General features: G+C 65.9%; 19 protein-coding genes. 5 read left to right on the top strand and 14 right to left on the bottom strand.

The genetic code is table 11. From position 1 onward, the window contains the following. Positions 1 to 117 precede the first annotated feature (117 nt). Genes prmB through dapC form a run of 6 tightly spaced genes read right to left on the bottom strand, consistent with a single transcriptional unit; the run spans position 118 to position 5856 of the window. Complete coding sequence (prmB, locus tag AB2N08_RS21400) at positions 118 to 1011, bottom strand: 50S ribosomal protein L3 N(5)-glutamine methyltransferase (protein WP_367612922.1); 894 nt, start codon at positions 1009 to 1011, stop codon at positions 118 to 120. A gap of 25 nt (positions 1012 to 1036) precedes the next feature. Continuing rightward, positions 1037 to 2173 carry a succinyl-diaminopimelate desuccinylase gene (dapE, locus tag AB2N08_RS21395; RefSeq protein ID WP_367612921.1) on the bottom strand — a complete coding sequence of 379 codons (1137 nt, stop codon included), beginning with the start codon at positions 2171 to 2173 and terminating at the stop codon, positions 1037 to 1039. Next, entirely contained in the window at positions 2170 to 2529 is a 360-nt protein-coding gene (locus tag AB2N08_RS21390) for an ArsC family reductase (protein WP_367612920.1), read from the bottom strand. Before AB2N08_RS21390 ends, dapE begins: the two co-directional genes overlap by 4 nt. Positions 2530 to 2580: 51 nt before the next feature. Further along, positions 2581 to 3726 carry a PilT/PilU family type 4a pilus ATPase gene (locus AB2N08_RS21385; protein ID WP_367612919.1) on the bottom strand — a complete coding sequence of 382 codons (1146 nt, stop codon included), beginning with the start codon at positions 3724 to 3726 and terminating at the stop codon, positions 2581 to 2583. 50 nt (positions 3727 to 3776) lie between these two features. Continuing rightward, positions 3777 to 4601: a 2,3,4,5-tetrahydropyridine-2,6-dicarboxylate N-succinyltransferase gene (dapD, locus tag AB2N08_RS21380; RefSeq protein ID WP_367612918.1), complete on the bottom strand. Its 825-nt coding sequence runs from the start codon at positions 4599 to 4601 to the stop codon at positions 3777 to 3779. Between the two features lie 40 nt (positions 4602 to 4641). Then, complete coding sequence (gene dapC, locus AB2N08_RS21375) at positions 4642 to 5856, bottom strand: succinyldiaminopimelate transaminase (RefSeq protein WP_367612917.1); 1215 nt, start codon at positions 5854 to 5856, stop codon at positions 4642 to 4644. A gap of 140 nt (positions 5857 to 5996) precedes the next feature. Between dapC and AB2N08_RS21370 the strand changes: the two genes are divergently transcribed. Next, complete coding sequence (locus AB2N08_RS21370) at positions 5997 to 6776, top strand: YoaK family protein (protein ID WP_367612916.1); 780 nt, start codon at positions 5997 to 5999, stop codon at positions 6774 to 6776. 166 nt (positions 6777 to 6942) lie between these two features. Next, positions 6943 to 8211, top strand: coding sequence for an alpha/beta hydrolase (locus tag AB2N08_RS21365; protein WP_367612915.1), 1269 nt, complete (start codon positions 6943 to 6945; stop codon positions 8209 to 8211). A gap of 52 nt (positions 8212 to 8263) precedes the next feature. Here AB2N08_RS21365 and AB2N08_RS21360 read toward each other — a convergent pair whose 3' ends face one another. The 4 genes from AB2N08_RS21360 to AB2N08_RS21345 form a co-directional block, all read right to left on the bottom strand. Then, positions 8264 to 9247 (bottom strand): SUMF1/EgtB/PvdO family nonheme iron enzyme, encoded by a 984-nt coding sequence (locus tag AB2N08_RS21360; protein ID WP_367612923.1) that lies wholly within the window; start codon positions 9245 to 9247, stop codon positions 8264 to 8266. A gap of 41 nt (positions 9248 to 9288) precedes the next feature. Next, positions 9289 to 11154, bottom strand: a complete 1866-nt coding sequence (locus tag AB2N08_RS21355; RefSeq protein WP_367612914.1) for an arylsulfatase — start codon at positions 11152 to 11154, stop codon at positions 9289 to 9291. Positions 11155 to 11174: 20 nt separating this feature from the next. Beyond that, on the bottom strand, positions 11175 to 13322 hold the full coding sequence (locus AB2N08_RS21350) for a TonB-dependent siderophore receptor (protein ID WP_367612913.1): 2148 nt from the start codon (positions 13320 to 13322) through the stop codon (positions 11175 to 11177). Between the two features lie 316 nt (positions 13323 to 13638). Further along, positions 13639 to 14679, bottom strand: coding sequence for an AraC family transcriptional regulator (locus AB2N08_RS21345; protein ID WP_367612912.1), 1041 nt, complete (start codon positions 14677 to 14679; stop codon positions 13639 to 13641). Between the two features lie 80 nt (positions 14680 to 14759). On the opposite strand from AB2N08_RS21345, the gene AB2N08_RS21340 reads away from it, so the two are divergent. Together AB2N08_RS21340 and AB2N08_RS21335 are read left to right on the top strand one after the other, a co-directional pair. Beyond that, a complete protein-coding gene (locus tag AB2N08_RS21340; protein ID WP_367612911.1) occupies positions 14760 to 16391 on the top strand; it encodes an FAD-binding oxidoreductase in 1632 nt (543 codons plus the stop codon). Continuing rightward, positions 16388 to 17926, top strand: coding sequence for a glycerol-3-phosphate dehydrogenase/oxidase (locus AB2N08_RS21335; RefSeq protein WP_367612910.1), 1539 nt, complete (start codon positions 16388 to 16390; stop codon positions 17924 to 17926). Before AB2N08_RS21340 ends, AB2N08_RS21335 begins: the two co-directional genes overlap by 4 nt. Before the next feature lie 143 nt (positions 17927 to 18069). On the opposite strand, the gene AB2N08_RS21330 is transcribed toward AB2N08_RS21335, so the two are convergent. The 4 genes from AB2N08_RS21330 to AB2N08_RS21315 all read right to left on the bottom strand — a co-directional run bounded on the left by AB2N08_RS21330 (position 18070) and on the right by AB2N08_RS21315 (position 22406). Next, a complete protein-coding gene (locus AB2N08_RS21330) occupies positions 18070 to 19425 on the bottom strand; it encodes a diguanylate cyclase (RefSeq protein ID WP_367612909.1) in 1356 nt (451 codons plus the stop codon). Positions 19426 to 19595: 170 nt separating this feature from the next. Beyond that, positions 19596 to 20789 (bottom strand): aminotransferase-like domain-containing protein, encoded by a 1194-nt coding sequence (locus tag AB2N08_RS21325; RefSeq protein WP_367612908.1) that lies wholly within the window; start codon positions 20787 to 20789, stop codon positions 19596 to 19598. A gap of 173 nt (positions 20790 to 20962) precedes the next feature. Further along, entirely contained in the window at positions 20963 to 21424 is a 462-nt protein-coding gene (locus tag AB2N08_RS21320) for a RidA family protein (protein WP_367612907.1), read from the bottom strand. A 61-nt stretch (positions 21425 to 21485) separates the two neighbouring features. Further along, the gene (locus AB2N08_RS21315; RefSeq protein ID WP_367612906.1) at positions 21486 to 22406 is read right to left on the bottom strand and encodes a DMT family transporter; all 921 of its coding nucleotides are present in this window, start codon (positions 22404 to 22406) and stop codon (positions 21486 to 21488) included. Positions 22407 to 22519: 113 nt separating this feature from the next. Between AB2N08_RS21315 and AB2N08_RS21310 the strand changes: the two genes are divergently transcribed. Beyond that, positions 22520 to 23926, top strand: coding sequence for an aminotransferase-like domain-containing protein (locus tag AB2N08_RS21310; protein WP_367612905.1), 1407 nt, complete (start codon positions 22520 to 22522; stop codon positions 23924 to 23926). The last annotated feature ends 77 nt before the right edge of the window (positions 23927 to 24003 follow it).

The raw sequence follows: 24003 nt of genomic DNA, 5'->3' as shown, positions 1-24003 counted from the left end.
AAATCAGGGATGTCTATTCTGATGCGACAGTCAACAAGATTATTCCGGACAGCAGTGCGCCTTCGCGGGGACGACGTTCCGACGCCAACGGTGAACGCACGTTGGCGTGGTGCGATATTACTGCGCGCTTTGCAGTTGTTCGGCCGTCAGCAGGAACACCGCATCGTCGCCGATGCTCGTGGTCAGCCAGGTCAGGCCCAAATGGCCGAACGCGGCTTCGGCGTATTCGCGCTCGTTGCCGATTTCAACCACCAGGATGCCTTCCGGCGTCAGGCGCTCGGCGGCGCCGGCGATGATCTTGCGCACCAGGTCCATGCCGTCCTCGCCGCCGGCCAGCGCGATCTGCGGCTCGACCATGTACTCTTGCGGCAGCGTGCGCATCGATTCGGCGTTCACGTACGGCGGGTTGGTAATGATCAGGTCATACTTCTTGAACGGCACGTTCTCGTACAGGTCGGACTCGATCGGGTTCACGCGCCCTTCGAGTTTGTATTCGCGGATATTGGTCTCGGCCACGGCCAGTGCGTCCTTCGAGATGTCGATCGCATCGACCACCGCGTTGGGGAAGGTGTCGGCCATCATGATCGCCAGGCAGCCGCTGCCGGTGCACAGTTCCAGCACGTTTTCCACGCCATCCGGATCGACCAGCCATGGGCTGAACTGCTGCGGAATCAGTTCGGCGATGAACGAGCGCGGCACCAGCACGCGTTCGTCGACGTAGAAGCGGTATTCGCCCAGCCACGCTTCCTTGGTGATGTAGGCGGCCGGCACGCGCTCGGTCACGCGGCGCTCGATCACGGCCAGCACCTGCAGCACTTCATCGGCCAGCAGCTTCGCGTCGAGGAACGGCTCCAGGCGATCCAGCGGCAGCTTGAGCGTGTGCAGGATCAGGTAGGCGGCTTCGTCGAAGGCTTCGACGCTGCCGTGGCCGAAGAACAGCTTGGCGCCGTTGAAACGGGTGATCGCATAGCGCAGCAGGTCGCGCGGCGTGGAAAATGAGGTGGTGGTCATGGCCTGGATGTTTGGTTATAAAGCGTCAGTCGGCCAGCAGGCGCTGGAGCGTGCGGCGATAGATGTTCTTCAGGGGATCGATGTAGCGCAGTTCGATATGCTCGTCGATCTTGTGGATGCTGGCATTCGGTGGGCCGAATTCTATCACCTGAGGGCAGATGCGGGCGATGAAGCGGCCATCCGAGGTCCCGCCGGTGGTCGACAGTTCGGCCTGCACGCCCAGTTCGTCGGCGATTGCGCCACAGACGGCGTCCGACAGCGTGCCTTTCTCGGTCAGGTAGGGCAGGCCCGACAAGGTCCAGTCCAGATCGTAATCCAGGCCATGGCGGTCGAGGATCGCATGTACCCGCGCCTGCAGGCCTTCGGCCGTGCTGGCGGTGGAAAAGCGGAAGTTGAAGTCCAGGCTCAGACTGCCCGGGATCACATTGTTGGCGCCGGTGCCGGCGGCGATGTTCGACACTTGCCAGCTGGTCGGCGCGTAGTACTCGTTGCCCTCGTCCCAGACTTCCAGCGTCAGTTCGGCCAGTGCCGGCGCGGCCTGGTGGATCGGGTTGCGCGCTAGTTGCGGGTAGGCGATGTGGCCCTGGATGCCCTTGACCGTCAGGTGGCCCGACAGCGAACCGCGGCGGCCATTCTTGATCGTGTCGCCCAGCACGTGGTTCGAGGTCGGCTCGCCTACCAGGCAGTAATCGAGCGTCACGCCGCGTTCTTCGAGCAGGTCGCACACGATGGCGGTGCCGTCGACGGCCGGGCCTTCCTCGTCGCTGGTGATCAAGAAGGCGATCGAGCCGCGGTGTTCGGGGTGGGCGTTGATGAACTCTTCGCAGGCGACGACCATCGCCGCGATCGACGTCTTCATGTCGGACGCGCCGCGCCCGAACAGCTTGCCGTCGCGCTGCGTGGGCGTGAACGGGCCGGATTCCCACTGGTGCAGCGGGCCGGCCGGCACCACGTCGGTGTGGCCGGCAAACACGAACAGCGGCGCTTGGACGCCTTTTCGCGCCCACAGATTGGTCACGCCGTTCGATTCGATCGTTTCGCACACGAAGCCCAGCGGCGCAAGCAACTCGATCAGGCGGGTTTGACACCCCTTGTCCTGCGGCGTGATCGAGTCGAGCGCGATCAGCGCTTCGGTCAGGAGCAGGGTGCGCGAGGATTTCACTTGATCGCCTCGAATTTGCCGGCAAATGCAGCGGGCGAGAAACCGACCGAGACCGGCCCGGCACCTTGCAGGACCGGGCGCTTGATCACCGAGGGGTTCTCGAGCATCAGCGCCAGCGCGCTGTCGGCATCGACAATCGACGCCTTGCGCTCGTCCGGCAGATTGCGCCAGGTGGTGCCCTTGCGGTTGACCAGCGTTTCCCAGTCGAGGTCTTGCAGCCAGCCCTTCACCAGCTCAGGGGTGAGGCCCTGCTTCTTGAAATCGTGGAAGGTGAAGTCGATGGCATTGTCTTGCAGCCAGGTGCGGGCTTTCTTGACGGTGTCGCAATTGGGGATGCCGTAGAGGGTAGTCGTCATGGGGGGAAAGTAAAAAAGCGGGCGGCAGCGCCGCCCGCAGATTCAGGAAAATCAGGCGTTGAGTGTAAACTCGGTAAACGACGCGCCGCCCTTGGGCTCACCCGCCTTGTCGTCAAGCTGCTGCTGGACCTGGCTATCGGGCCCGTTGTTGAGCAGCCATAGCAGGTTGGTGGCCGAATCGGCGTTGGCCAGGCCTTCGTCCTGCGTCACATGGCCCTCCTTGATCAGGTGGAACAGCGCGCCTTCGAACGATTGCGAGCCGGGCGACAGGCTCTTGTCCATCGCTTCCTTGATCTGGCTGATTTCGCCCTGTTCGATCAGGTCGGCGATGTAGCGGGTGTTGAGCATGACTTCCACCGCCGCGCGGCGCGCACCGCCGCCAGCCGCTTTCACGAGCCGCTGCGAGACGATCGCCTTCACGCTCGATGCCAGGTCTTGCAGCAGCGCGTTGCGGTTGTCCATCGGGTAGAAGCTGATGATGCGATTGAGGGCGTTGTAGCTGTTGTTCGCGTGCAGCGTGGCCAGTACCAGGTGGCCGGACTGGGCGTAGGCCAGAGCCGCAGCCATCGTTTCGCGATCGCGGATTTCGCCGATCAGGATGCAATCGGGCGCCTGGCGCATCGAGTTCTTCAGCGCGATGCCGAAGTCGTGGGTGTCGCTGCCGATCTCGCGTTGGTTGACGATCGATTTCTTGTTCTTGAAGAGGTACTCGATCGGGTCTTCCAATGTGAGGATATGCCCGGTGCGTATTTCGTTGCGATGGTCGAGCATCGACGCAATGGTGGTCGATTTGCCAGAGCCGGTGGCGCCCACGATCAGCATCAGGCCCCGCTTTTCCATGATCAGTTCGGACAGCACCGACGGCAGACCGAGTTCGGCAAGTGGCGGGATGGTGAACGGGATGAAGCGGAACACGGCCGAGATCGAGCCGCGCTGGCGGAACGCCGACAGGCGAAAACGGCCCACGTTCGCGACCGAGACACCCATGTTCAATTCATTGTCGCGCTGGAGTTCATCGATCTGTTCCGGCGTGGCGATCTCGGACAGCAGCGAGAGAATGTTCTCGGGTTCGAGGCGGTGCTGGTTGATGGGGATGAGCGCACCGTTGATCTTGATGTGCACCGGCGAGTTCACGGCGAAGAACATGTCGGACGCGTTCTTCTCTTTCATCAGGTGGAACAGGCGGTCCATGGCCATGGCTTCTTCTCCGTGAGTCGGGGTGGTTCAAAAACGCGTCATGAAAGCAATCAGTCACCGCGCAGCAGATCGTTGATCGCCGTCTTCGAGCGCGTCTGCGCATCGACACGCTTGACGATCACGGCGCAGTACAGGCTGTACTTGCCATCGGCGGACGGCAGGCTGCCCGAGACCACGACCGAACCGGATGGCACGCGGCCATACGTCACTTCGCCGGTGGCGCGGTCATAGATCTTGGTCGACTGGCCAATGTACACGCCCATCGAGATCACCGAGTTCTCTTCGACGATCACGCCTTCGACGATCTCGGAACGCGCGCCGATGAAGCAGTTGTCTTCGATGATGGTCGGATTGGCCTGCATCGGTTCGAGCACGCCGCCGATGCCGACGCCGCCCGACAGGTGGACATTCTTGCCGATCTGCGCGCACGAACCGACCGTGGCCCAGGTGTCGACCATCGTGCCTTCATCGACGTAGGCGCCGATGTTGACGTACGACGGCATCAAGACCACGTTCTTGCCGATGAAGCTGCCGCGACGGGCAACCGCCGGCGGCACGACACGGAAACCACCGCGTGCAAAATCTTCTGGCGTGTAGTCGGCGAACTTGGTCGGCACCTTGTCGTAGAACTGGATGTCTCCCGATGCGACCTGCACGTTGTTCTCGAGGCGGAACGACAACAGCACGGCCTTCTTGATCCACCCGTTCACGACCCAGGCGCCGGTGTCTTTCTGGGCCACGCGCAGGCTGCCGTTGTCGAGGCCGGCGAGCACGTGGGCCACTGCCTCGCGCAGTTCGGCGTTGGCGCTGGCTGGGCTGATGTCGGCGCGCTGTTCCCAGGCGGTGTCGATGATGTTCTGGAGTTGTTGGGTCATGATGCTGGTCTTGGTTGGATTGATTGCAAAAAATCGGACGCTAGGCGAGGCCCTGGCAGAACTGGACGATGCGGTTCGCCGCTTCCAGTCCTTCGTCGACGCCGGCCACCAGGGCCATGCGGATGCGGTCCCGGCCCGGGTTCTGCCCGTGCGCATCGCGCGCCAGGTAGCTGCCCGGAAGGACCGTGACATTATAATCGGCGTACAGGCGCCGTGCGAAGTCGACATCCGACAGGCCCGTGCGGCGCACGTCGGCCCACAGGTAAAAGCCGGCGTCGGGCAGTTCGACATCCATCACCTTCTTGAGCAGCGGGGTGATGAGACTGAATTTTTCCTTGTACAGCGCGCGGTTGTCCTGCACGTGCTGCTCGTCGTTCCAGGCCGCGATCGACGCCGCCTGCACCGGTGGCGACATCGCGCCGCCGCAGTAGGTGCGGTACAGAAGGAAGCGCTTCATCGCCACCGGATCGCCCGCCACGAAGCCCGAGCGCATGCCCGGCACGTTCGAGCGCTTCGACAGGCTCGAGAACACGATCAGGTTGCGGTACGGTTGCTCGCCGCTGCTGCGGCCCAGCTGGTGCGCCGCTTCCAGCGCGCCCAGTGGCGGCGCGCTGCCGGTGTAGATCTCGGAATAGCATTCGTCGGCCGCGATCAAAAAGCCCCAGCGGTCCGCCAGCGCGAACAGCTCGCGCCAGTCGTCCAGTGTGAGCGTGGCGCCGGTGGGGTTGCCGGGCGAGCAGACGTACATCAGCTGCACGCGTGGCCAGACATCAGCCGGCACGCCGGCATAGTCGGGCGCGAAATTGCGGCCAGGTTCCGAATTGACGAACCACGGCGTGGCGCCGGCCAGGTAGGCGGCGCCTTCGTAGATCTGGTAGAACGGGTTCGGGCACATCACCAGGGCGTCGGGCCTCGACGCGTCGATCGCGCACTGGGCGATGGCGAACAGCGCTTCGCGCGAGCCGTTCACCGGCAGCACCATCGTGGCCGCGTCCAGCGCCGGCAAGCCGTAGCGCCGTTCAAGCCAGCCGGCGATCGCGGTGCGCAGAGGTTCGCTGCCGATCGTGCTCGGATAACTGGCCAGGCCCGATACCGCATGCATCAGCGCCTTTTCGATGAACGCGGGCGTGGGATGCTTCGGTTCGCCAATACCCAGGCTGATCGGCGCGTAGTCCGGATGCGGGGTCACGCCGGCAAACAACTGGCGCAGTTTTTCGAACGGGTAGGAATGGAGTTTGTCGAGATGGGGATTCACGGCGATACCAGTGTGCGCTTTTCGCTAATTTTTCATTATAGCGCCACCAATCGCCCGTACGGGGCGTGCGCTTAAAGTGATTTGCGGTAACATCTAGCATCAATACCAACCCGCGTTTTTACGCCGAAAGCCGATCCGCCGTGCCGATCAATTACGCGCGCAGCCTGACTGGACACGACCGCACCCCCGGCGCCAACCGCCACCTGGGCGTGGCGCTGGCCTTCGTGGCCGGGGCGATCAATGCCGGGGGCTACCTGGCGGTGCGCGAATACACGTCGCACATGACCGGGATTGTCTCGAGCGCGGCCGACCACCTGGTCCTGGGCCAGACCGACCTGGTGCTGGCGGCGATCGGCGCCTTGCTCAGTTTCCTGCTGGGCGCGGCCTGCACGGCAGTCCTCGTGAACGTCGTGCGGCGCCAGGGTCTGCACAGCGGTTACGCGCTGCCACTGGTGCTCGAGGCGATCCTGCTGCTGATCTTCGGCATCCTCGGCGCCCGCCTGAACGACATCGATACGCTGTTCATCCCGCTGACCGTGATGCTGCTGTGCTTCATGATGGGCTTGCAGAACGCCGTCATCACCAAGGTATCGCATGCCGAAATCCGCACCACCCACATGACCGGCATCGTCACCGACATCGGCATCGAGCTGGGCAAGATGGCCTACTGGAATATGGATGGCGGCCGGCGCCAGCCGAAGGTGACGGCCAACCTGGGCCGCCTGGCCCTGATGCTGGCGCTGCTGGGCGCGTTCTGCATCGGCGGCGTGGTCGGCGCGCTGGGCTTCAAGCACCTGGGGTATCTGTCGACGATTCCGCTGGCGGCGTTCCTGTGCGTACTGGGGATCGTGCCGGTCGTCGATGACGCCTTATCCGTGCTGGGCCGCGAGCGGCGGGCCGGGAACGACGCCACCCGTTGAGTTGACCGCGCGCGCACGCGCGCGACGCATCTTGCAACCGCTGTGGCATTCACACGACGACAGAAACTATTGTATTTACGCCAGTTTAAATATTGGTATATTTGCATTGGCGCGCCACATTATTTATCTCCCGCAGAATCACGGCTTTCCACCTTGAGAGGAAAATATGGTCACGAATCGTGAGTTGAAAAACGGGTACGGAGCAAGGATTTTTCGTGGTCTGGTATTACAGGTATTCGCGGCAATTCTGCTTGCCGGATGCGCAACACCATCCGATGAATATATGGTGCCGCGTCCGGCATCGCCAGCACCGGTAGCAGTTGACCGGGAAGTCCGGCCGGTGGAGGCGGGATCGACGGATCCACTAGCCACGCCAGTCCCAGCACCAGCACCAGTCCCAGCACCGGCACCACAAGCAGGTTCTGTCGTTACGCCGGTTGATGGAGCGGTACTTACCCGGGTTTATTATGCCACTAACCGTACCCGCGTCGGGAGAACGTTCGGTGCGAAACCCGTCGACCTTGCAGCCTCACTGGCATACGGCTCGGTCCTAGTGAGCCTGCCAGAAAATCGGCCGCTCGGTTCCATTCCGCTGATGCCTTGGTATGGAGAATTCACCAACGACAAGGTGCGGAGATACGTGCTTTTGCATCCGTTGCGGCCGATGACGAGGGAGCAGTTCTTCTCTAGCGTCTCCGGAGCCACCCTCGGCACTCCATCGAAAGCGGCCTTCGTTTATATCCACGGTTATAACAATTCGTTTGACGACGCGGCGCGGCGGACTGGCCAGATTGCGGTAGACCTCAATTTGCCTGTCGTTCCTGTGATGTATAGCTGGCCATCGGCTGCGACGATCAGAGGATACCGGCGAGATTTGACCAACGCAAAGGCATCGGTTACCCATCTCGAGGCATTCTTTCGTGACTTTGCCGAACGCTCAGATGCAGAACAAATCTTCGTGATAGCGCACAGCATGGGTAACCTGGTCACGACAAACGCGATGAAATCGCTGTTTGCCAATCACCGCGACTTGAGCAAAAAGTTTACCCAGATAGTTCTGGCCGCACCCGACATCGATCCGGAAAATTTTAAAACCCAGATTGCGCCAAAGTTCAACGAATTGAAAATGCCGGTGACGATTTACTCGTCGAGAAACGACAAGGCCTTGAAGGCATCGATCGCTTATCACAGCCGCTTGAGGATGAACGGTCTGCGACTTGGGCATCCGGACGCTATTGTCGATACGATTGATGGTATCGATTTTGTGGATACATCTTCACTCAGGACTAATTTCATGGGGCATGACTACATTGGGAGCAATCGTGCGTTGCTGACCGATATGGCGCAAATGTTCAAAAGCGGAATGCGCGCGAAGGACAGGGTGGGACTGTTTGGGTATCCCGCGCCGATACCCAATCGGTGGCGATTTCCCTGAGTATTGTGTTTAGCACGTAGCGGGTTTCTGGAAGCGTTCGCGCTGTGACGTATCAGGACCCGCGCTGCACCGTCCTGAACCCGATGTGGCTAGCTCCCAGGTCGGCCTCTTGCGCTTCGCGCGCCGAGGCCCGGTAGCGCATGCAGTAGCTCGGCGCGCACAGGAACGAGCCGCCCTTGATCACCATCGGCTGGTTCGGCGCTCTGGCGACAGTGCGCCCCGTCGCGCTGGCCGCAACCGCTGCCGTGTCGCCGTTCATGTGCGGCTGGCGCGGGCCGGTGTAGCCGTCCTTCGTCCACTCCCAGGCATTGCCGATCATGTCGTGCAGCTTGAAGGCGTTGGCGCGGTAGCAGCCGACCGGCGCCAGGCCCGCGTGACCGTCCTCGGCCGCATCGGCCAGCGGAAAGGGGCCTTGCCAGTAGTTGGCGTCGGGCCGGCCGTGCGCATCGACCGGCGCGCTGTCCAGGCCCGCGTCGCTGCGTCCGGCCTTGGCCGCGTATTCCCATTCGGCTTCGGTCGGCAAGTCACGCCCGAGCCAACGGGCGTAGGCCAGCGCGTCGGCCTGGGTTACCAGCGTCACCGGCGCGTTCGGCGCTGGCGCAGCTGGGCCTTGCGGGTCTTTCCAGCTCGCGCCGCGCGCATAGCGCCACCAGGCGTACGGGCGGCGCTGCAGCTCGTCGGTGTCGGGCGTGTGGAACACCACCGCTGCACCCTGGCGCTCGGCCTCGGTGACGTAGCCGGTGGCGCGCACGAACGCCGCGAATTGCGCATTGGTGACCTCGGTCTGGTCGATCCAGAAGCCCGCCACGCGCTGCCGTTCAGGCGTGGCCGGTTGTTCGTCGGGATAGCCGACCGCGCTGCCGAACACGAAGTCGCCGCCGGCAACGTGCACCATCCCGGCATGCGGCTGCTGGCCCCAGCCCGGCGGCAGGCCGCTGCCGGCCGCGCACAGGGACGGGTTGCCCAGAGGCGCGAGCGGGGGCGTCGCCGGCACTGTTCGTGCGAGGGCAACCGTGGCCAGGGCAATCGCGCCCAGCGCGGCCAGGGGCAGCAGTAGCTTGGTCAATGCAGCTCTCCTTAATAGAAGCTGGCCGGGCGCAACGGATTGACGCCGCCCACCCGCGCCATATAGTCCTGCCAGCGCTTGACCAGTTGCGCCACCACCTCCGGATGGCGCGCCGCCACGTCATGGTTCTCGGCGCGATCAAGCCGGATGTCGTACAGCTGCCAGTGGCCGTCTTTCGGCCCGTGCGGCGGCTCGACAAACACCGCCTTCCAGCGGCCGTCGGCGCTGAACACATAACCGCGGCCATAGGCCTCGCCGGCGGCCGGCAGACCGCGTGGCGCCAGCGCCGCCCCGTTCAGCAGCGGCAGCAGCGACGTGCCGCTGATCGGGAACACGGCGCGGCCCTGGTAGAGCACCTTGTTCGCGTTGCGGTCGATGCCGGTGGCCGGATCGATGTCGGCCGGCGCCTTTTGCTGCGGCGGGGTGACGCCGGCCAGCGCCAGGAAGGTGGCGGCGTTGTCAGTCACATGCGTAAACTCGCGCAGGACGGGCCGCGCGCTTCCAACCACGCTCTGCGATTGGCCCGGCAGCTTGGCGATCAGCGGCGTCGATACGCCCCCTTCGTGCGGCATGCTCTTGACGTTGCGCAGCGGCGCCGCGCTCACTTCGGCCCAGCGCAGGCCGTACTGGATGCGCTTGACCTGGTCGGTGCCCAGCTTTGCGTAGACGTCCGGCGCGGCATTGGCTTCGTCCGTGGCTTTCGGGTCGGCGCCGCCATCGACCGGCCAGCCTTCGGCGCCGTTATCCGACTGGAACAGGATGAAGGTGTTGTCGTATTCGCCGATGGCCTTCAGGTGCTGCACCAGGCGGCCGATATTGTGGTCGAGGTTATCGACCATGCCGGCGTAGATCTCCATGTAGCGGATCTGGGTTTTCTTCTCCAGCGGGCTCAGGCTTTCCCAGCGCTTGTCGACGCGGCCGGGGCCATGGTCGAGGTGGCCCTTGTCGGCGCCGGCCAGCGCATTGACGTAGCGTGCTTCCGGCTTGCCATTGTTGCTTGACGCCGGCGCGCGGGTCGGTGCATCGGGCGCGCCGGCCCACGGTGTGAAACCGGGCGGAATGACGCCCAGTGTTTTCATGCGTTCGATGCGCGCGTTGCGGACCGCATCGTAGCCGGCGTCGTAGCGGCCCTTGTACTTGCTCAGCCACGGTTCCGGCACCTGCAGCGGCCAGTGCGGCGACGTGTAGGCGGCGTAGGCGAAGAACGGCTTGCCGTCGGCGCGGTTGGCGTCGATGTAGGCGATCAGCTTGTCGGTATAGAAGTCGGTCGAATAGAAGCCCGCGCCCGGCTGCACGTGGCGGCCATCCTCGACGTAGTTGCGCGCATCGGACGCTTCGTTGCCGAAGTGGTTGCGCGCCGCGCCCGGCAGCAGGGCGTAGCTGCGCTCGAAGCCCCATCGGTCGGGCGTCTTGCCGCGACCTTCGCCGAAGCCCAGGTGCCATTTGCCGGCCATATAGGTGTGGTAGCCGGCGTCCTGCAGCAGGTTGGCGAACGACAGGGCGTTGTCGGTCAGGTAGCCCTCGTAGCCGGGCGCGCCACGGCGTTCGTCGCGCGGGGCCCCTTGCGAACCCATGCCGACCAGGTGATGGTCGGTGCCCGAAATGAGCATGGCGCGCGTGATGGCGCACACGGGCCCCGTGTGGTGGTTGCCGAGCAGGCGGCCGTCGCGCGCCAGGGCGTCGAGGTTGGGCGTATCGATCTCGCCGCCAAAGGCCCCGATGTCCGAGTAGCCCAGGTCGTCGGCCATGATGAACAGGATGTTCGGGCGTTTCGCCGGGACGTGCGCAACGCTGCTGCTCGTTGGCGCCGAGTTGCAGGCGGCAAGCAGGGTGGCCAGAATGGTCAGCGCCAGGGCCTGATGTGGCAGTCTTGTCATGCGATGCTCCTTCTTTTTTCTTACAAGTCGATGCGGGCGTTGAACGAGATCGTGCGCGGCGCGCCGATCTGCAGCGAATTCGATCCTGCCGAATACCAGTAATCCTTGCCGGCCACGTTGTTGACCTGCAGGCGCAAGGTCAGGTCGCGGTTGTCCAGGCGCGTGCGCCAGGCGCCGCCCAGGTTGAACAGCGTGAGCGACGGCACCTGGATCGTGTTGGCGCTGTTGGCTTCCTGTTCGCCCAGGTAGCTCGCGTTGGCGTGCAGCGACAGGCCGGCGAGTTGCGGCACCTTCGCTTCGAGCCCGAGCACCGCCTGGAAGCGCGGCGTGCTTTCGACCCGGTTGCCGATCAGCGCGGGCGCCGTGGCCTTGTATTCGGCGTCGAGCCAGGTGACGCCGCCATTGGCTTTCAGCCAGCGCGTGACGTCGGCGCTGCCATTGATTTCCAGTCCTTTGTAGCCGAGTTCACCGGCCTGCGTGAAGACGCCGCGCGGATCCGTGCTGTAGTCGGCGTAGGTGGCGCCGCGCTTGACGCGAAACAGCGCAGCGTTCGCGGCCCAGCCCACCTGGTCGACCTTGACGCCCAGTTCGGCCTGGCGGCTGGTCAGCGGCGGCAGCACTTCATTGGCGTTGGCGTAGGTGGTGCCGACCGTGCCGCCATCTTCCAGTGCTTCGACGTAACTGGTGTAGAACGTCGCGTTGGACGACGGCTTGTAGAGTAGGGCGACGGTTGGCGAGACGGGCTTCTTGTTGTAGCTCGACGTCTGCACGCCGCGCGCGTTCCAGTTCAGGTTTTCATAGTCGACGTAGCGGGCGCCGGCCAGCACCGACCAGTTGTCGTTGAATTCGATCGTGTCGCTGGCGAATACCGATTTGTGGGTGTACTCCGAGATCGTGTAGAACACGCTGCGATCGAACGTCGAGGTGTCGACCAGCACCGGCGGCGGCGCGTACAGGTTGCCGGCGGTGGCCGGGCCGAACAGGCTCAGGTTCGATTCGGGATTGAGCGTGCGCTCGAGCGTTTGCCAGCCGGCGCCGAAGGTCACGTGGTGGCGTAGCGGCCCGGTAAAGAACTTGCCTTCGGCGCTGGCCTGCACCGCGTCGTAGGTCAGGTTGGGCCGGTAGAACGGCGCCAGGCGGTTGCTGTAATTGCCGGCGGCATTCGTCAGGTACAGCGTTTCGTTGGCGCTGTCGATGCGCTTGACGGTGTGGCCGTAGGTCAGGCTGGCTTTCCAGTCGCGGTTGATGCGCCAGTCGAGCGCCGTGGTGCCCATCCACAGCGTGGAGTTGTAGTATGAGGTGGCATACGCGCCGAAGTCCTTGCGGCCGTCGACCGGCGACGGCAGGCGCGTGCCGGCGGGGTAGTTCTGCAGCGAGATGGTCGGCACGGCGCCGTCGATATCGCGTTCCTGGTACAGGAAATTGGCGCTCCAGGCCAGGTCTTTCGTCAGGCGCGCGTCGAGGGCCACCGATGCCGCCTGGCGGTTCACCTCGGCGCCATTGTAGGTGCCGCCTTGTTCGCGCGCCAGGTTGGCGCGGTAGCCGAAGCGCTTGTCGTCGCCGAAGCGCCCGCCCGCATCGACGTGGGCACGTTTGAGGCTCGCGCTGGACCAGCCGGCGTCAACGCTGAGCAGGGTCTCGTTGGTGGGTTTCTTGGTGATGTAGTTGATGATGCCGCCCGGCGCCGCGAAGCCATACAGGAAGCCCGAGGCGCCCTTGAGCAGCTGCACCGATTCGACCGTCTCGAGCGGCAATTCGACGCCGAACATCTGGAACGGCTGACCGTCGATCTTGTAGCCGTTGGTGAAGTCCAGCCTCAGGCCGCGCACGTTCACGGCGTGCGCCGCCTGGGTGTAGGTGCCGCCTTGCGACGTGACCGACGCGTCGTCGGCGAACACCTGGGCGAGCGACGCGATCTGGCGGTCTTCGATCTGCGCGCTGCCCACGCTGGCAGTGGCGAACGGCGTATCGAGATCGGCGCGGTCGCCGAGGGCGCCGCGCGCGCCACGCTCGTCGCGTTCGCGCTCGCCGTTGACGTTCACGGTCTGCACGACCAGGTTGTCCGGCAGGGCAGAGGTATCGTTCGCCTGGGCGTTCGACAGCGTTGCCAGAACGCCGGCGACGACGAGGCCAATGCGCCGGCGGCGCAGGTTCACAGTAGATTGCATGATGGTTTTCCCGAGTTGATGAGTGACTTGTTGCAGGACGACACATCGTGCAGATAGGGCAGGATCGAGGTCCGGCGGGCCGCGGGCCTGGCGCCGGAGTAGGGCGGCGCCGGGCGGGCAAACGAGCCGACAGCGCTCGCCGTCGATAACGGCAGAGCGTTGATGAGTTGATATGGTAGGTTCGGCGCGCGCTGCGCAGAACGATTGATTTCAACTATGGATATGCGGGATTGTTCATGGGCAGCGATCCGGTGGCGCCACCGGCGGTTGGACGCGTCGGCAGAAACCTGCCGACCCTACGGTTGCGTTGCTCCGTTCACGCGGCCTGATCGCGCCACGCCCCCGGATTGGTGCCGCTCCACTCGCGAAACGCGTGGGTGAACGCGCTCTGGTCCTGAAACCCGAGCAAGAAGGCGACGTCGGCCAGCGCGAGCTCGCGCCGCCGCAGGTAGTCTTGCGCCAGCCCGAAGCGCACGGCATCGAGCACCTGCTGGAAGTTCGATCCGGCCTCGGCCAGCTTGCGCTGCAGTGTGCGCGCCGACAGGCCCAGCTCGGCCGCCACCGGCGCCAGGCGCGCGTCGCCATCGGGCAGGCGCCGCGTGAGCGTCGCCGTCAAGCGCGCCACGATGCCGTCGGCCTGCACGGCGCGCTGCGCCAGCAGGCGCTCGGCGTGCTGGTGCAGCACCGGGTACAGGCTCGTGTCGGCATTCGGCACCGGCATGGCCAGCAGCGCCACGTCGAAGGCGGCGCAGTGGGTAGCGGCGCCGAAGCTCGGTGCGATGCCCAGCACGCGCAGGTATTCGCCGTGGCCGTGGCCGGGATCACGGTGCCGGAAGCGCATCGCGTGCGGCATCAGCGGCCGCCCGGCCATCCAGCTGCCGAACACGCGAATGCCGGCGTACACGCTCTCGGCCAGGTGGCGCGTGGCGTCCGGATAGCGGCTGATCCATTCATACATGGCGTGCGGCCCCTCGATCGCCAGCCGGCTGCAGCCGAGGTCGTGCGCCAATGATTCGTAGCGCTGGGTGAGCTCCATCGCGTGGCCGAAGCTGCTGCAGGCCAGCAGCACCATGCCGTACGCGCTATAGGTGGCCGGGCCCACCTTCTCGCCAACATGCAGGCCGAAGAACGGATCGTTCGCCAGCCGCGCGCCAGCATCGAGCAGGGCGATGTAGCGTGCTGTCGGGAGGGTCTCGGGAAGGGGGGCGAGCGCACCGGGTTGCAGGCCGGCCGCGGCCGTAAGCGCCTCGAGCATGACGCCGCGTTCACGGGCCGTGTCGAGCAGGGTCTGGAGGTACGCGCCGGTCACGCGGGGGTTATTGGCAGGGTGTGGCGTGATCGAGCAAGGCGGTGTCATGAATGCGCAATACAGTTGGCAAGGCCCTGACTAATCTGGCAAAAAGGGCAACTTGTGCCTAGTATAATGGGAAAGAGTTGATGCGGCGTTGGAACGGCTGGGGCGATGAGTCAATCGAGGTACGACTGGAGGGCGAGGCCCGGGCCTTTCTCGGGGCGCGGTTGGGTCGGGGCATCGCGCCGCTCGACGCGTCATTCGACGCCGCCTGCGCCGCCGTGCCGCCGGGCCGTCTGCCGCACCACCCACTGATCGACGCCAGCCCCGCCGTCCGCGCCCGCCATGCGCTCGGCCAGAGCCTGCCCGACTGGCTGCGCCTGCGCCACGGTCGGCTGGGCGCCGTGCCCGACGGTGTCGCCTTTCCCGAATCGACCGCCCAGGTACGCGAACTGCTCGACCTGGCCGCCAGCCTGGACGCCGTGGTGATTCCATACGGCGGCGGCACCAGCGTGGCCGGGCACCTCGATGTCGGCCACAGCACCGGCAATCGTGCCGAGATTCGCGCCGGGAACGGTCAGCGCCCGACGCTGAGCATGGACATGAGCCGCATGCGCGCGCTGATCTCGCTCGACCGCGAGGCGCTGCTGGCGTGCTTTGGCGCCGGCGTGACCGGTCCCGAACTCGAAGCCCAGTTGCGTGCCCACGGCTACACGCTGGGCCACTATCCGCGCTCGTTCGAGTTCTCCACGCTGGGCGGCTGGATCGCCACCCGCTCGTCCGGCCAGCAATCGCTGCGCTATGGCCGCATCGAGGCCCTGTTCGCCGGCGGACACGTCGAGACGCCATCGGGCACGCTGACAATCCCGACTTTTCCGGCATCGAGCAGCGGCATCGACCTGCGCGAGATGGTGCTCGGCTCCGAAGGCCGCATCGGCGTGCTGACCCACGCGGCCGTGCGCATCAGCTGCCTGCCCGAATATGAAGCGTTCCATGCCTTGTTCTTCCCGGACTGGGCGCATGCGACGCGCGCGACGCGCGCGCTGGCCCAGACGCGGCTCGGCCTGTCAATGCTGCGGCTGTCCAACGCCAGCGAAACGCGCACGCTGCTGGCCATGGGTGGCGCCGGGCGCCAGGCGGCGCTGATCGATCGCTTCCTGCGCTGGCGCGGCTGCGGTCCCGACAAGTGCATGCTGTTGATCGGCGCCACCGGCATCAAGGCGCAGGCGCGCGAAGCGTTGCGCGCGGCGATCACGCTGGCGCGGCGCCAGCGCGGCGTGCACGTTGGCCGTTCATTGGGCGAGCGCTGGCGGCGCGACCGTTTTCGCGGCGCCTATCTGCGCAACGCGGCCTGGCAGCTGGGCTATGCGGTCGATACCGTCGAGACAGCGCTCGACTGGCCCCACGTCACGGCGGCGGTGGACACGATCGAGCGCGCCGCCGCGACCGCGCTCGAGCCCTTCGGCGAGCGCGTGCACGCCTACACGCACCTGCCCGGCCTGTACCAGCAAGGCGCCAGCGTCTGCACCACGTTCGTCTACCGGCTGGCAGGCGACTACGAGACCGACCTGGCGCGCTGGCGCCAGATCAAGGCCAAAGTGTCCGCCGCGATCGTCGGCTGCGGCGGCACCATCAGCCACCAGCACGGCATCGGCATACTGCACGGCGCGTGGCTCGAGGCCGAGAAGGGTGCGCTGGGCCTGGGCGCGATGGGCGCGCTGTTTCGCCATTTCGATCCCGAGGGCCGCATGAATCCGGGCAAGCTGGTGACGCCATGACGACCTTCCCGCCCGCGCGCGACTGGGACGTGCTCGTGATCGGTGGCGGCATCACGGGCGCCGGCATCCTGCTCGAAGCGGCGCGCCGCGGCCTGAAGGCGCTGCTGGTCGAGCAGGCCGATTTCGGCTGCGGCACCTCGAGCCGCTCGTCGAAATTGATGCACGGCGGCCTGCGCTACCTGGCTGCCGGCAGCCTGCGCCGCACGCGCGATGCGGTGGCCGAACGCGAGGCACTGCTGCGCGCAGCGCCCGGCCTGGTCGATGCGCAGCCGTTCGCGTTCGCCAACCATGGCGCCGACCTCACGCGCCGCCTGGGCCTGCTGTCGATGCTGCGCGTGGTCGACCTGCTCACGGGCCGGCGCGAACCACAATGGCAGCGCCAGGACGCGCTGCGCAAACCGGCGCCGGATGCGCCCGACCCGCGCCACGCGGGCAGCATCCGCTACACCGACGCCAAGACGGACGATGCGCGCCTGGTGCTGCGCGTGCTGGGCGAGGCGCGCGCCCATGGCGCGGTGGCCTGCAATTACGTCACCGTGCAATCGCTCGTGCGCGATGGCGGCAAGGTGCACGGCGCGTTGCTGCGCGACGAACGCAGCAAGCTCGAGACGGCAGTGCGCGCACGCCTGGTAGTCGACGCCACCGGCGCGCCACCTGCGCTGACCGGCGCCCAGGCGCCGCGCCTGCGCTGGCTGCGCGGCAGCCACCTGGTGCTGCCGGCCGACCGTTTGCCATTGACCGAGGCGGTCAGCCTGCTGCACCCGCTCGACGGGCGCCCGGTGTTTGCCTTCCCATGGGAGGGCGTGACGCTGGTGGGCACCACCGACATCGACCAGGCGGCCGAGGTCAACGCCCAGGCGCGCATCACGCGCCGCGAATGCGACTACCTGATGGCAGCGCTGCAGGCGCAGTTTCCGCAAGCGGTGCTGGCCGACGCCGATGTGCTGGCCACGTTCGCCGGCGTGCGCCTGGTGTTCGACAGCGGCAGCGACGGCGTGCCGATCAGCGACAAGCGCGAGTACCTGGTATGGTCCGAGCCGGGCCTGGTGTCGGTGGCGGGCGGCACGCTGACAACCTTCCGCCTGGCCGCGCGCGACGTGCTGCGCGAGGCGGCGCGCCAGTTGCCGGGCTGGCCGCTGCGCGCCGAGCGCGGCGCCGTGTTTGCCCGGGCCAGCGCGCCGCCGCGGCGCGACCTGCCGCCGAACGTGCTGCGACGCCTGACGGGGCGCCATGGCGCGCAGGTCAAGGCGCTGCTCTCGGCCGCGCATGCAGGCGAGCTGGAATGCATCCCGGGCACGCACACGCTGTGGGCCGAGCTGCGCTGGGCTGCGCGCGCCGAACAGGTGTACCAGCTCGATGACCTGCTGCTGCGGCGCACGCGCCTCGGCATCCAGTTGCCGGACGGCGGCGCGGCGCTGCTGGGGCGGGTGCGCGCGATCTGTCAGAAGGAATTGGGGTGGGACGATGCGCAGTGGGAGGCGCAGGAGAAGCGGTATGTGGCCCTGTGGCGCTCGCAGCATGGGGTACCGCCGTAGCGTGTCGTTCCAGCGGAGGCTGGAACCCAAGTAATGCTGCAAGTCGAAACGTATCTTGTGGCCTGGTCGCTCACTTGGGTTCCAGCCAAGGCGCCCGGCGAGGGCTGGAACGACGTTTTGGCGTTGCGGGCCAATTCAAACGCTCAGTGCGCGCGTCCACCCAGCATCGGCTCCCACACCGCTCCCGCCTGCATCGACACCACCTGGTTGCGCCCACGCGCCTTGGCCTCGTACATCGCCCGGTCGGCCGAGACGAAGAACGAGCGGATGTCGTCGAACATCGTTGGCACGATGCAGGCCACGCCCACGCTGGCCGTGACCACGCCGGCGCCGTCGGTGCGCGGGTTCGGCATGGCCAGGCGCTCGATGTCGGCGCGGATCGTTTCGCCCAGACGCGCGGCGGTCGATGAACAGGTATCGGCCAGCAGCACGACGAATTCCTCGCCGCCGTAGCGCGCCGCCAGATCGGTCGGGCGCATTGCGTGCGATTGCAGCGCTTCGGCGATCGCCTGCAGGCAGGTGTCGCCGGCGGCGTGGCCCAGGCTGTCGTTGTAGCCCTTGAAATGGTCGACGTCGATCACGATCAGCGACAGCGGCTGGCCGCTCCTGATCGCGCGTTGCCATTCCTTCTCGAGAAAGGCGTCGAAGTGGCGCCGGTTGGCGATGCGCGTGAGCGGGTCGACCAGGGCCGCGTGCTGCAGCGCCGTCTCGGATTTCTTGTGGTGCGTGATGTCGTGCAGCAGGATGACGAACAGCGCTTCGTCGCCGGCCATCGGCGACAGGCCCAGGTCGATCGCGCGCAACGCGCCTTCGGGCTGGCGCAACAGCACTTCGCGTGTGCCGCGGCAGCGGGCGGCGGCGGCCGCGTCGTGCTTGTTGGCGAAGAAGGCGGCATAGTCATGGGCCGCCGGCGGCTCGATCAGGTCGCACAGAGGCTGGCCGGCGAGCAGGCTGCAGGTCTGCGCCAGGAAGCCTTCGCTGGCCGGGTTGGCATAGGCGATACGGCCGTCGCCATCGACCAGCATCAGGCCTTCATCCATGCCGTCGACAATCAGTTGCAGGCGTTCGGCCTGCTGCTTCTGGTTGTCGCTGCTGCTGCGCAGGCGCAGCTGGGCGCGCACGCGCACGCAGACTTCGGCCATGCGCACCGGCTTGGCGATATAGTCGGCCGCGCCGGTGTCGAAACCGGCCACGATGTCGTCGGTCTCGCCGCAGGCGCTGATGAAGATGATGGGGATGTGGGCGGTGTCGGGCGCGCGCTTGAGGCGACGGCAGATTTCCAGCCCGTCGAGGTCGGGCAGGATCACGTCGAGCAGGATCAGGTCGGGCTGCACGCGCATGGCGATGTCGAGTGCGCGCTTGCCGGTGCTGGCCACGAACGTCTGGTAACCCTGCTGTCGCATCATGTCCTGCAACAGCCCGAGGCTGTCGGGGGCATCGTCGACGATCAGGATGGCGGATTGGCGCGCTGGTGCTGCAAGCGCTAGAACAGGGTGCATCATCGGTTGCAGGCTACCTCATCAGTGTCAGGAAATCATACCCGCAATCCGAAGAAATCAGACAACTTACATTGCCAAAATTCCACGATCTGATGTGATTGTTGCACTACTGCAACCGATCCGAGCAGGTCGCGCAGTAGCGCGGCCGGCTCTATTTTTACTGCATATTCTTACAGCATATTGGCGATGAGTTTGCCGAGAATGGCGATGCCTTCGCGGATGCGTTCCGGCGGCACCGTCACGAACGACAGGCGCAGTGTGTTCGAGGCCGGATCGTTGGCGTAGAACGGCGCGCCCGGCACGAACGCCACCTTGGCGGCGAGCGACTGCTCGAGCAGTTTCATCGCGTCGATCTGCTGCGGCAGCGTGACCCAGATGAACATGCCGCCTTCCGGTTCGGTCCAGCTCACGCCGGCCGGGAAGTGTTCTTTCATCGCATCCAGCATGCACTGGCACTGGTCGCCGTACAGCTGGCGGATGGTCGGAATGTGCTGGTCGAGGAAGCCGTCCTTGATCACTTCGTGCACGGCCATCTGCGTGAGCTGGGCGGTGTGCAGGTCGGCGGCCTGCTTGGCCAGCTCGAGGCGGCGCACCAGCGGCAGCGGGGCGCACACGTAACCGAGGCGAATGCCTGGCGTGAGCACTTTCGAGAACGAACCCATGTAGATGACGCCGTCCGGGTTCATCGCGACCATCTTCGGCATCGGCTCGCCGCGGTACGACAGGGAGCCGTACGGATCGTCTTCGATCAGCGGGATGGCCAGGCGCGCGCAGGTCTCAACGAGCTCTTGACGGCGCTCGAGCGAGAGGCTGCGGCCGGTCGGGTTCTGGAAGTTCGGCAGCGAGTACAGCATGCGCGCGCCTTTGGCGACGGCATCGATCGACGACGGCACCAGGCCGTGCTCGTCGGTGTCGACCGATTTGAATTCTGGGCGGTACACCGAGAACGCTTGCAACGCGCCCAGGTAGCTCGGGGTTTCGACCAGCACGCGGCTGCCTTCGTCGACCAGCACCTTGCCGAGCAGGTCGAGCGCCTGCTGCGAGCCGGACGTCATCAGGATCTGTTCCGGCAGGATGGTCGAGCCCTGCGTCGACAACGAATTGGCAATCCATTCGCGCAGCGGCGCGTAGCCGTCGGTCGGGCCGTATTGCAGCGCCACTTTGCCGCTTTCGCTGAGCACCTTGTCATACGCCGCCTTCATGCGCTCGACCGGGAAGGTCGCGGGCGACGGCAGGCCGCCGGCGAACGAAATGATGTCCGGACGCTGGGTGATCTTCAGGATTTCGCGGATGAACGAGCTTTGCAGCTGGGCGGCGCGTTCCGAGAACTGCCACTGGATGGGATTGGGGTTTTCGATTTTCATACTTGTCTCGCAGGAAGGGGCACGGTCGTGCCGGGCCATTATAAAACACGCCGGGTAGGCGCATTCTTATCGGCGGACGGCGCCGGGTCAGCGCCACCCGTGAACTACAGTAATGGAAACGCCGACAAATAAGTGCCGGTTGTTTCCCCATAATTGCAGTGCTTATGCCACGCCTATGCCACTTCGACGATCATTTCGATTTCGACGCAGGTACCGCGCGGCAGCGACGCCACGCCAAAGGCCGAGCGTGCGTGCTTGCCGGCGTCGCCGAACACGTCGCCGATCAGTTCCGAGGCGCCATTGGTGACCAGGTGCTGTTCGTTGTATTCAGGGGTCGAGGCGACCAGGCTCATGAGTTTGACGATGCGCTTGACGCGGGTGAGGTCGCCGCCGACGGCTTCCTGCAGCGTGCCGATCAGGTCGATCGCGACCGAGCGCGCGGCAGCCTGGCCCTCAAGAGTGGTCTTGTCGCGGCCCAGGATGCCGGCGTTTGGCGAACCGTCCTTGTTCTTGGCGATGTGGCCCGAGATGAACACGAGGTTGCCGGTCTGGACGTACATGACGTAGGCGGCCGCCGGGGTCGCTGGTGCTTCCAGCGTGATGTTCAATTCTTTGAGTTTGTCGTAGACGGTCATGGAAATTCCAGGTTGCGTGAATGAAGCCGGTATTGTACGTCGCGCCAGCCGCGCTGCCCAATCAAGAAGGCTGGCGGCGCACCTGCAAGCGGCGGCCGGCGCACACGACCCCGATCACGGCCAGCGCGAACAGGCAGTTGTTCAATGCCAGCGGCTCGCCGAGCAGCACGGCCGCGCCAAGCAGGCTCATGAACGGTTGCAGCAACTGCACCTGCCCCACCCGCGCAATGCCGCCCAGCGCCAGGCCGCGGTACCAGAAGAAAAAGCCGACGAACATCGAGATGGCCGTCACATACGCCAGCCCGGACCAGGCGGCGGGACCGACGGCGGCGAAGTCGGTCGGATGGATGGCGAGATGCCAGGCCAGCGCAGGCGCGGCGAGCGGCACCGCCAGCAGCAGCGCCCAGCAGATCGTCTCGGGTCCGCCCAGCGTGCGCGCCAGCTTGCCGCCTTCGGCGTAACCGATCCCGCCAGCGGCCAGCGCCGCAAACATCAGCAGGTCGGCCGGGTGCAGCGCGCCGGCGCCCTGATATAAGGCGAAGGCCACTACAATGGCCGCGCCCAGCACCGCCAAAAGCCAGAACCCCAGCGATGGCCGCTCGTCGCCCCGCAGCGCCGCATAGATCGTCGTCAGCAGCGGCAGCAGGCCGGCCAGCACGGCGCCGTGCGCGGCGGGAAGGGCGCGCAGCGCCATTGAGCTGAGCAGCGGAAAGCCGATCACCACGCCCAGCATCACGAGGCCGAGGGGCAGCCAGGCGCCCCGTGGCGGCAGGGGCGCGCGGCGCCACACGAGCCAGCCGGCAGCAAGCGCGGCCGCGCCCAGCGCCCGGGCCAGCGCCGCGAACAGCGGATCGAGGTCAAACACCGCCATGCGCGTGAACGGCATGGTCAGGCTGAACATGGCTACGCCCGCCAGTCCGAGCAGCATGCCGCGTGTTTCATCGTGGCTGGGAGACGTCAGAGGGCGGGCAAGGGCGGTCATGCGATTCCTTCGGCAGGGGTTGCGGCATTGAACAAGATGGGACTATCCTACGACCACAGACCAATACAGTCCCAGTACAGTTGCCCCGATAATTTATCCACTGTGGTGGTGCAATGACCAATACACCTGCTTTTGCCTTCACCCGTGCCGACGGCGAGCCGCTGGCTGAGCAGATCGTGCGCGCGGTGGCTGCGCGCGTGGATGACCGTCTGCTGCGGCCCGGCGCGCGCATGCCGTCGATCCGCCAGTTCGCCGCCAGCCATGGCATCTCGCCGTTCACCGTGGTGGCCGGCTACGATCGGCTGGTGGCGCAGGGCTATCTGGAATCGCGCCGCGGCGCCGGCTTTTTCGTGCGCGAACGCCAGCCGGCGCCGGTGCGGGTGGCGGCGCAAGCGGCGCCCGTGCCCGATGCGCTCGACATCGCCTGGCTGGTGCGCAGCATGTTTCGCCAGGCGCCGCTGGGCATGCAGCCGGGCGCCGGGGTGCTGCCGGCCGACTGGCTCGACGCCCCGGCGGTGGCCAATGCGCTGCGCGCGCTGAGCCGGCAGAATTGCGATGGCCTGCTGGGGTACGGCCCGCCGCACGGCTTTCTGCCACTGCGCCAGCAACTGCAGTTGAAACTGGCCGAGATGGAAATCGATGCCGGGCCCGAGCAGCTGGTGACCACACTGGGCGTGACCCAGGCGCTCGACCTGGTGGCGCGCGAATTCTGCCAGCCGGGCGACACGGTGCTGGTCGACGATCCGGCCTGGTTCTTGATGTTCGGGTCATTTGCGGCGCTGGGCCTGAAGGTGGTGGGCGTGCCGCGCCTGGCCGACGGGCCCGATCTGGCGCAGCTCGAGCACCTGGCCGCGCTGCACCGGCCGCGCCTGTACGTACTGAATTCTGTCCTGCACAATCCGACCTCGACATCGATCTCGGCCGCCAAGGCGTTCCAGGTGCTGCGCCTGGCCGGGCTGCACGATTTTCTGGTGGTCGAAGACGACATTTATTGCGACCTGCACCCGGGCGGCGCCACGCGCCTGGCCGCGCTCGACGGCTTGCAGCGCGTGATCTACCTGGGCGGGTTTTCGAAGTCGATGGCGGCCAATCTGCGCGTGGGCTTCATTGCCACCTCGCGCGAGCGCGCACTGCGGCTGTCGGATCGCAAGATGCTCGCCACGCTCAGCACGAGCGATCTCGGCGAGCGCATCGTCTACAAAATCCTGAGCGAGGGCCACTACCGCAAGCACCTCGACCGTATCCGGACGCGGCTGGACAAGATGCGGCCCGGGGCGCTGCGCCGGTTGGAGGGGCTGGGCCTGGCGGTCGAGTCGGCCCCGGCGGCCGGCATGTTCGTCTGGGTCGACGCCGGCTGCGACACCAACGCGCTGACGGCGCGCGCCATGGGGCAAGAACTGTTATTGGCGCCGGGCAGCCTGTTCTCGCCCAGCCAGCAGCCGTCGACCCGCATGCGCCTGAACCTGGCGGCGCTGCAGGATCCGGCAGTCTGGCGCTTTTTGGAAACGCGCGGGGTGTAGAGGGGCACTTCCGGGGTTGCCGAAAATTGCTTATCAAAAATATCTCTTGAAATCCCCGGGCGGGGCCACATATGCGT

Origin of the sequence: Massilia aurea (assembly GCF_040790145.1) — a bacterium.
GTDB lineage: Bacteria > Pseudomonadota > Gammaproteobacteria > Burkholderiales > Burkholderiaceae_D > Telluria > Telluria aurea_C.
Note: the sequence above shows the minus strand (reverse complement) of the source record. Positions and strands in the feature narration are given on the sequence as shown.

Bases quoted from the DNA above. Each gene is read 5' to 3' on its own strand.
- prmB (WP_367612922.1), bottom strand. From the start codon at position 1,011: ATGACCACCACCTCATTTTCCACGCCGCGCGACCTGCTGCGCTATGCG.
- AB2N08_RS21390 (WP_367612920.1), bottom strand. From the start codon at position 2,529: ATGACGACTACCCTCTACGGCATCCCCAATTGCGACACCGTCAAGAAA.
- AB2N08_RS21385 (WP_367612919.1), bottom strand. From the start codon at position 3,726: ATGGCCATGGACCGCCTGTTCCACCTGATGAAAGAGAAGAACGCGTCC.
- dapD (WP_367612918.1), bottom strand. From the start codon at position 4,601: ATGACCCAACAACTCCAGAACATCATCGACACCGCCTGGGAACAGCGC.
- AB2N08_RS21365 (WP_367612915.1), top strand. From the start codon at position 6,943: ATGGTCACGAATCGTGAGTTGAAAAACGGGTACGGAGCAAGGATTTTT.
- AB2N08_RS21355 (WP_367612914.1), bottom strand. From the start codon at position 11,154: ATGACAAGACTGCCACATCAGGCCCTGGCGCTGACCATTCTGGCCACC.
- AB2N08_RS21350 (WP_367612913.1), bottom strand. From the start codon at position 13,322: ATGCAATCTACTGTGAACCTGCGCCGCCGGCGCATTGGCCTCGTCGTC.
- AB2N08_RS21345 (WP_367612912.1), bottom strand. From the start codon at position 14,679: ATGACACCGCCTTGCTCGATCACGCCACACCCTGCCAATAACCCCCGC.
- AB2N08_RS21340 (WP_367612911.1), top strand. From the start codon at position 14,760: ATGCGGCGTTGGAACGGCTGGGGCGATGAGTCAATCGAGGTACGACTG.
- AB2N08_RS21335 (WP_367612910.1), top strand. From the start codon at position 16,388: ATGACGACCTTCCCGCCCGCGCGCGACTGGGACGTGCTCGTGATCGGT.
- AB2N08_RS21330 (WP_367612909.1), bottom strand. From the start codon at position 19,425: ATGCACCCTGTTCTAGCGCTTGCAGCACCAGCGCGCCAATCCGCCATC.
- AB2N08_RS21325 (WP_367612908.1), bottom strand. From the start codon at position 20,789: ATGAAAATCGAAAACCCCAATCCCATCCAGTGGCAGTTCTCGGAACGC.
- AB2N08_RS21320 (WP_367612907.1), bottom strand. From the start codon at position 21,424: ATGACCGTCTACGACAAACTCAAAGAATTGAACATCACGCTGGAAGCA.
- AB2N08_RS21315 (WP_367612906.1), bottom strand. From the start codon at position 22,406: ATGACCGCCCTTGCCCGCCCTCTGACGTCTCCCAGCCACGATGAAACA.
- AB2N08_RS21310 (WP_367612905.1), top strand. From the start codon at position 22,520: ATGACCAATACACCTGCTTTTGCCTTCACCCGTGCCGACGGCGAGCCG.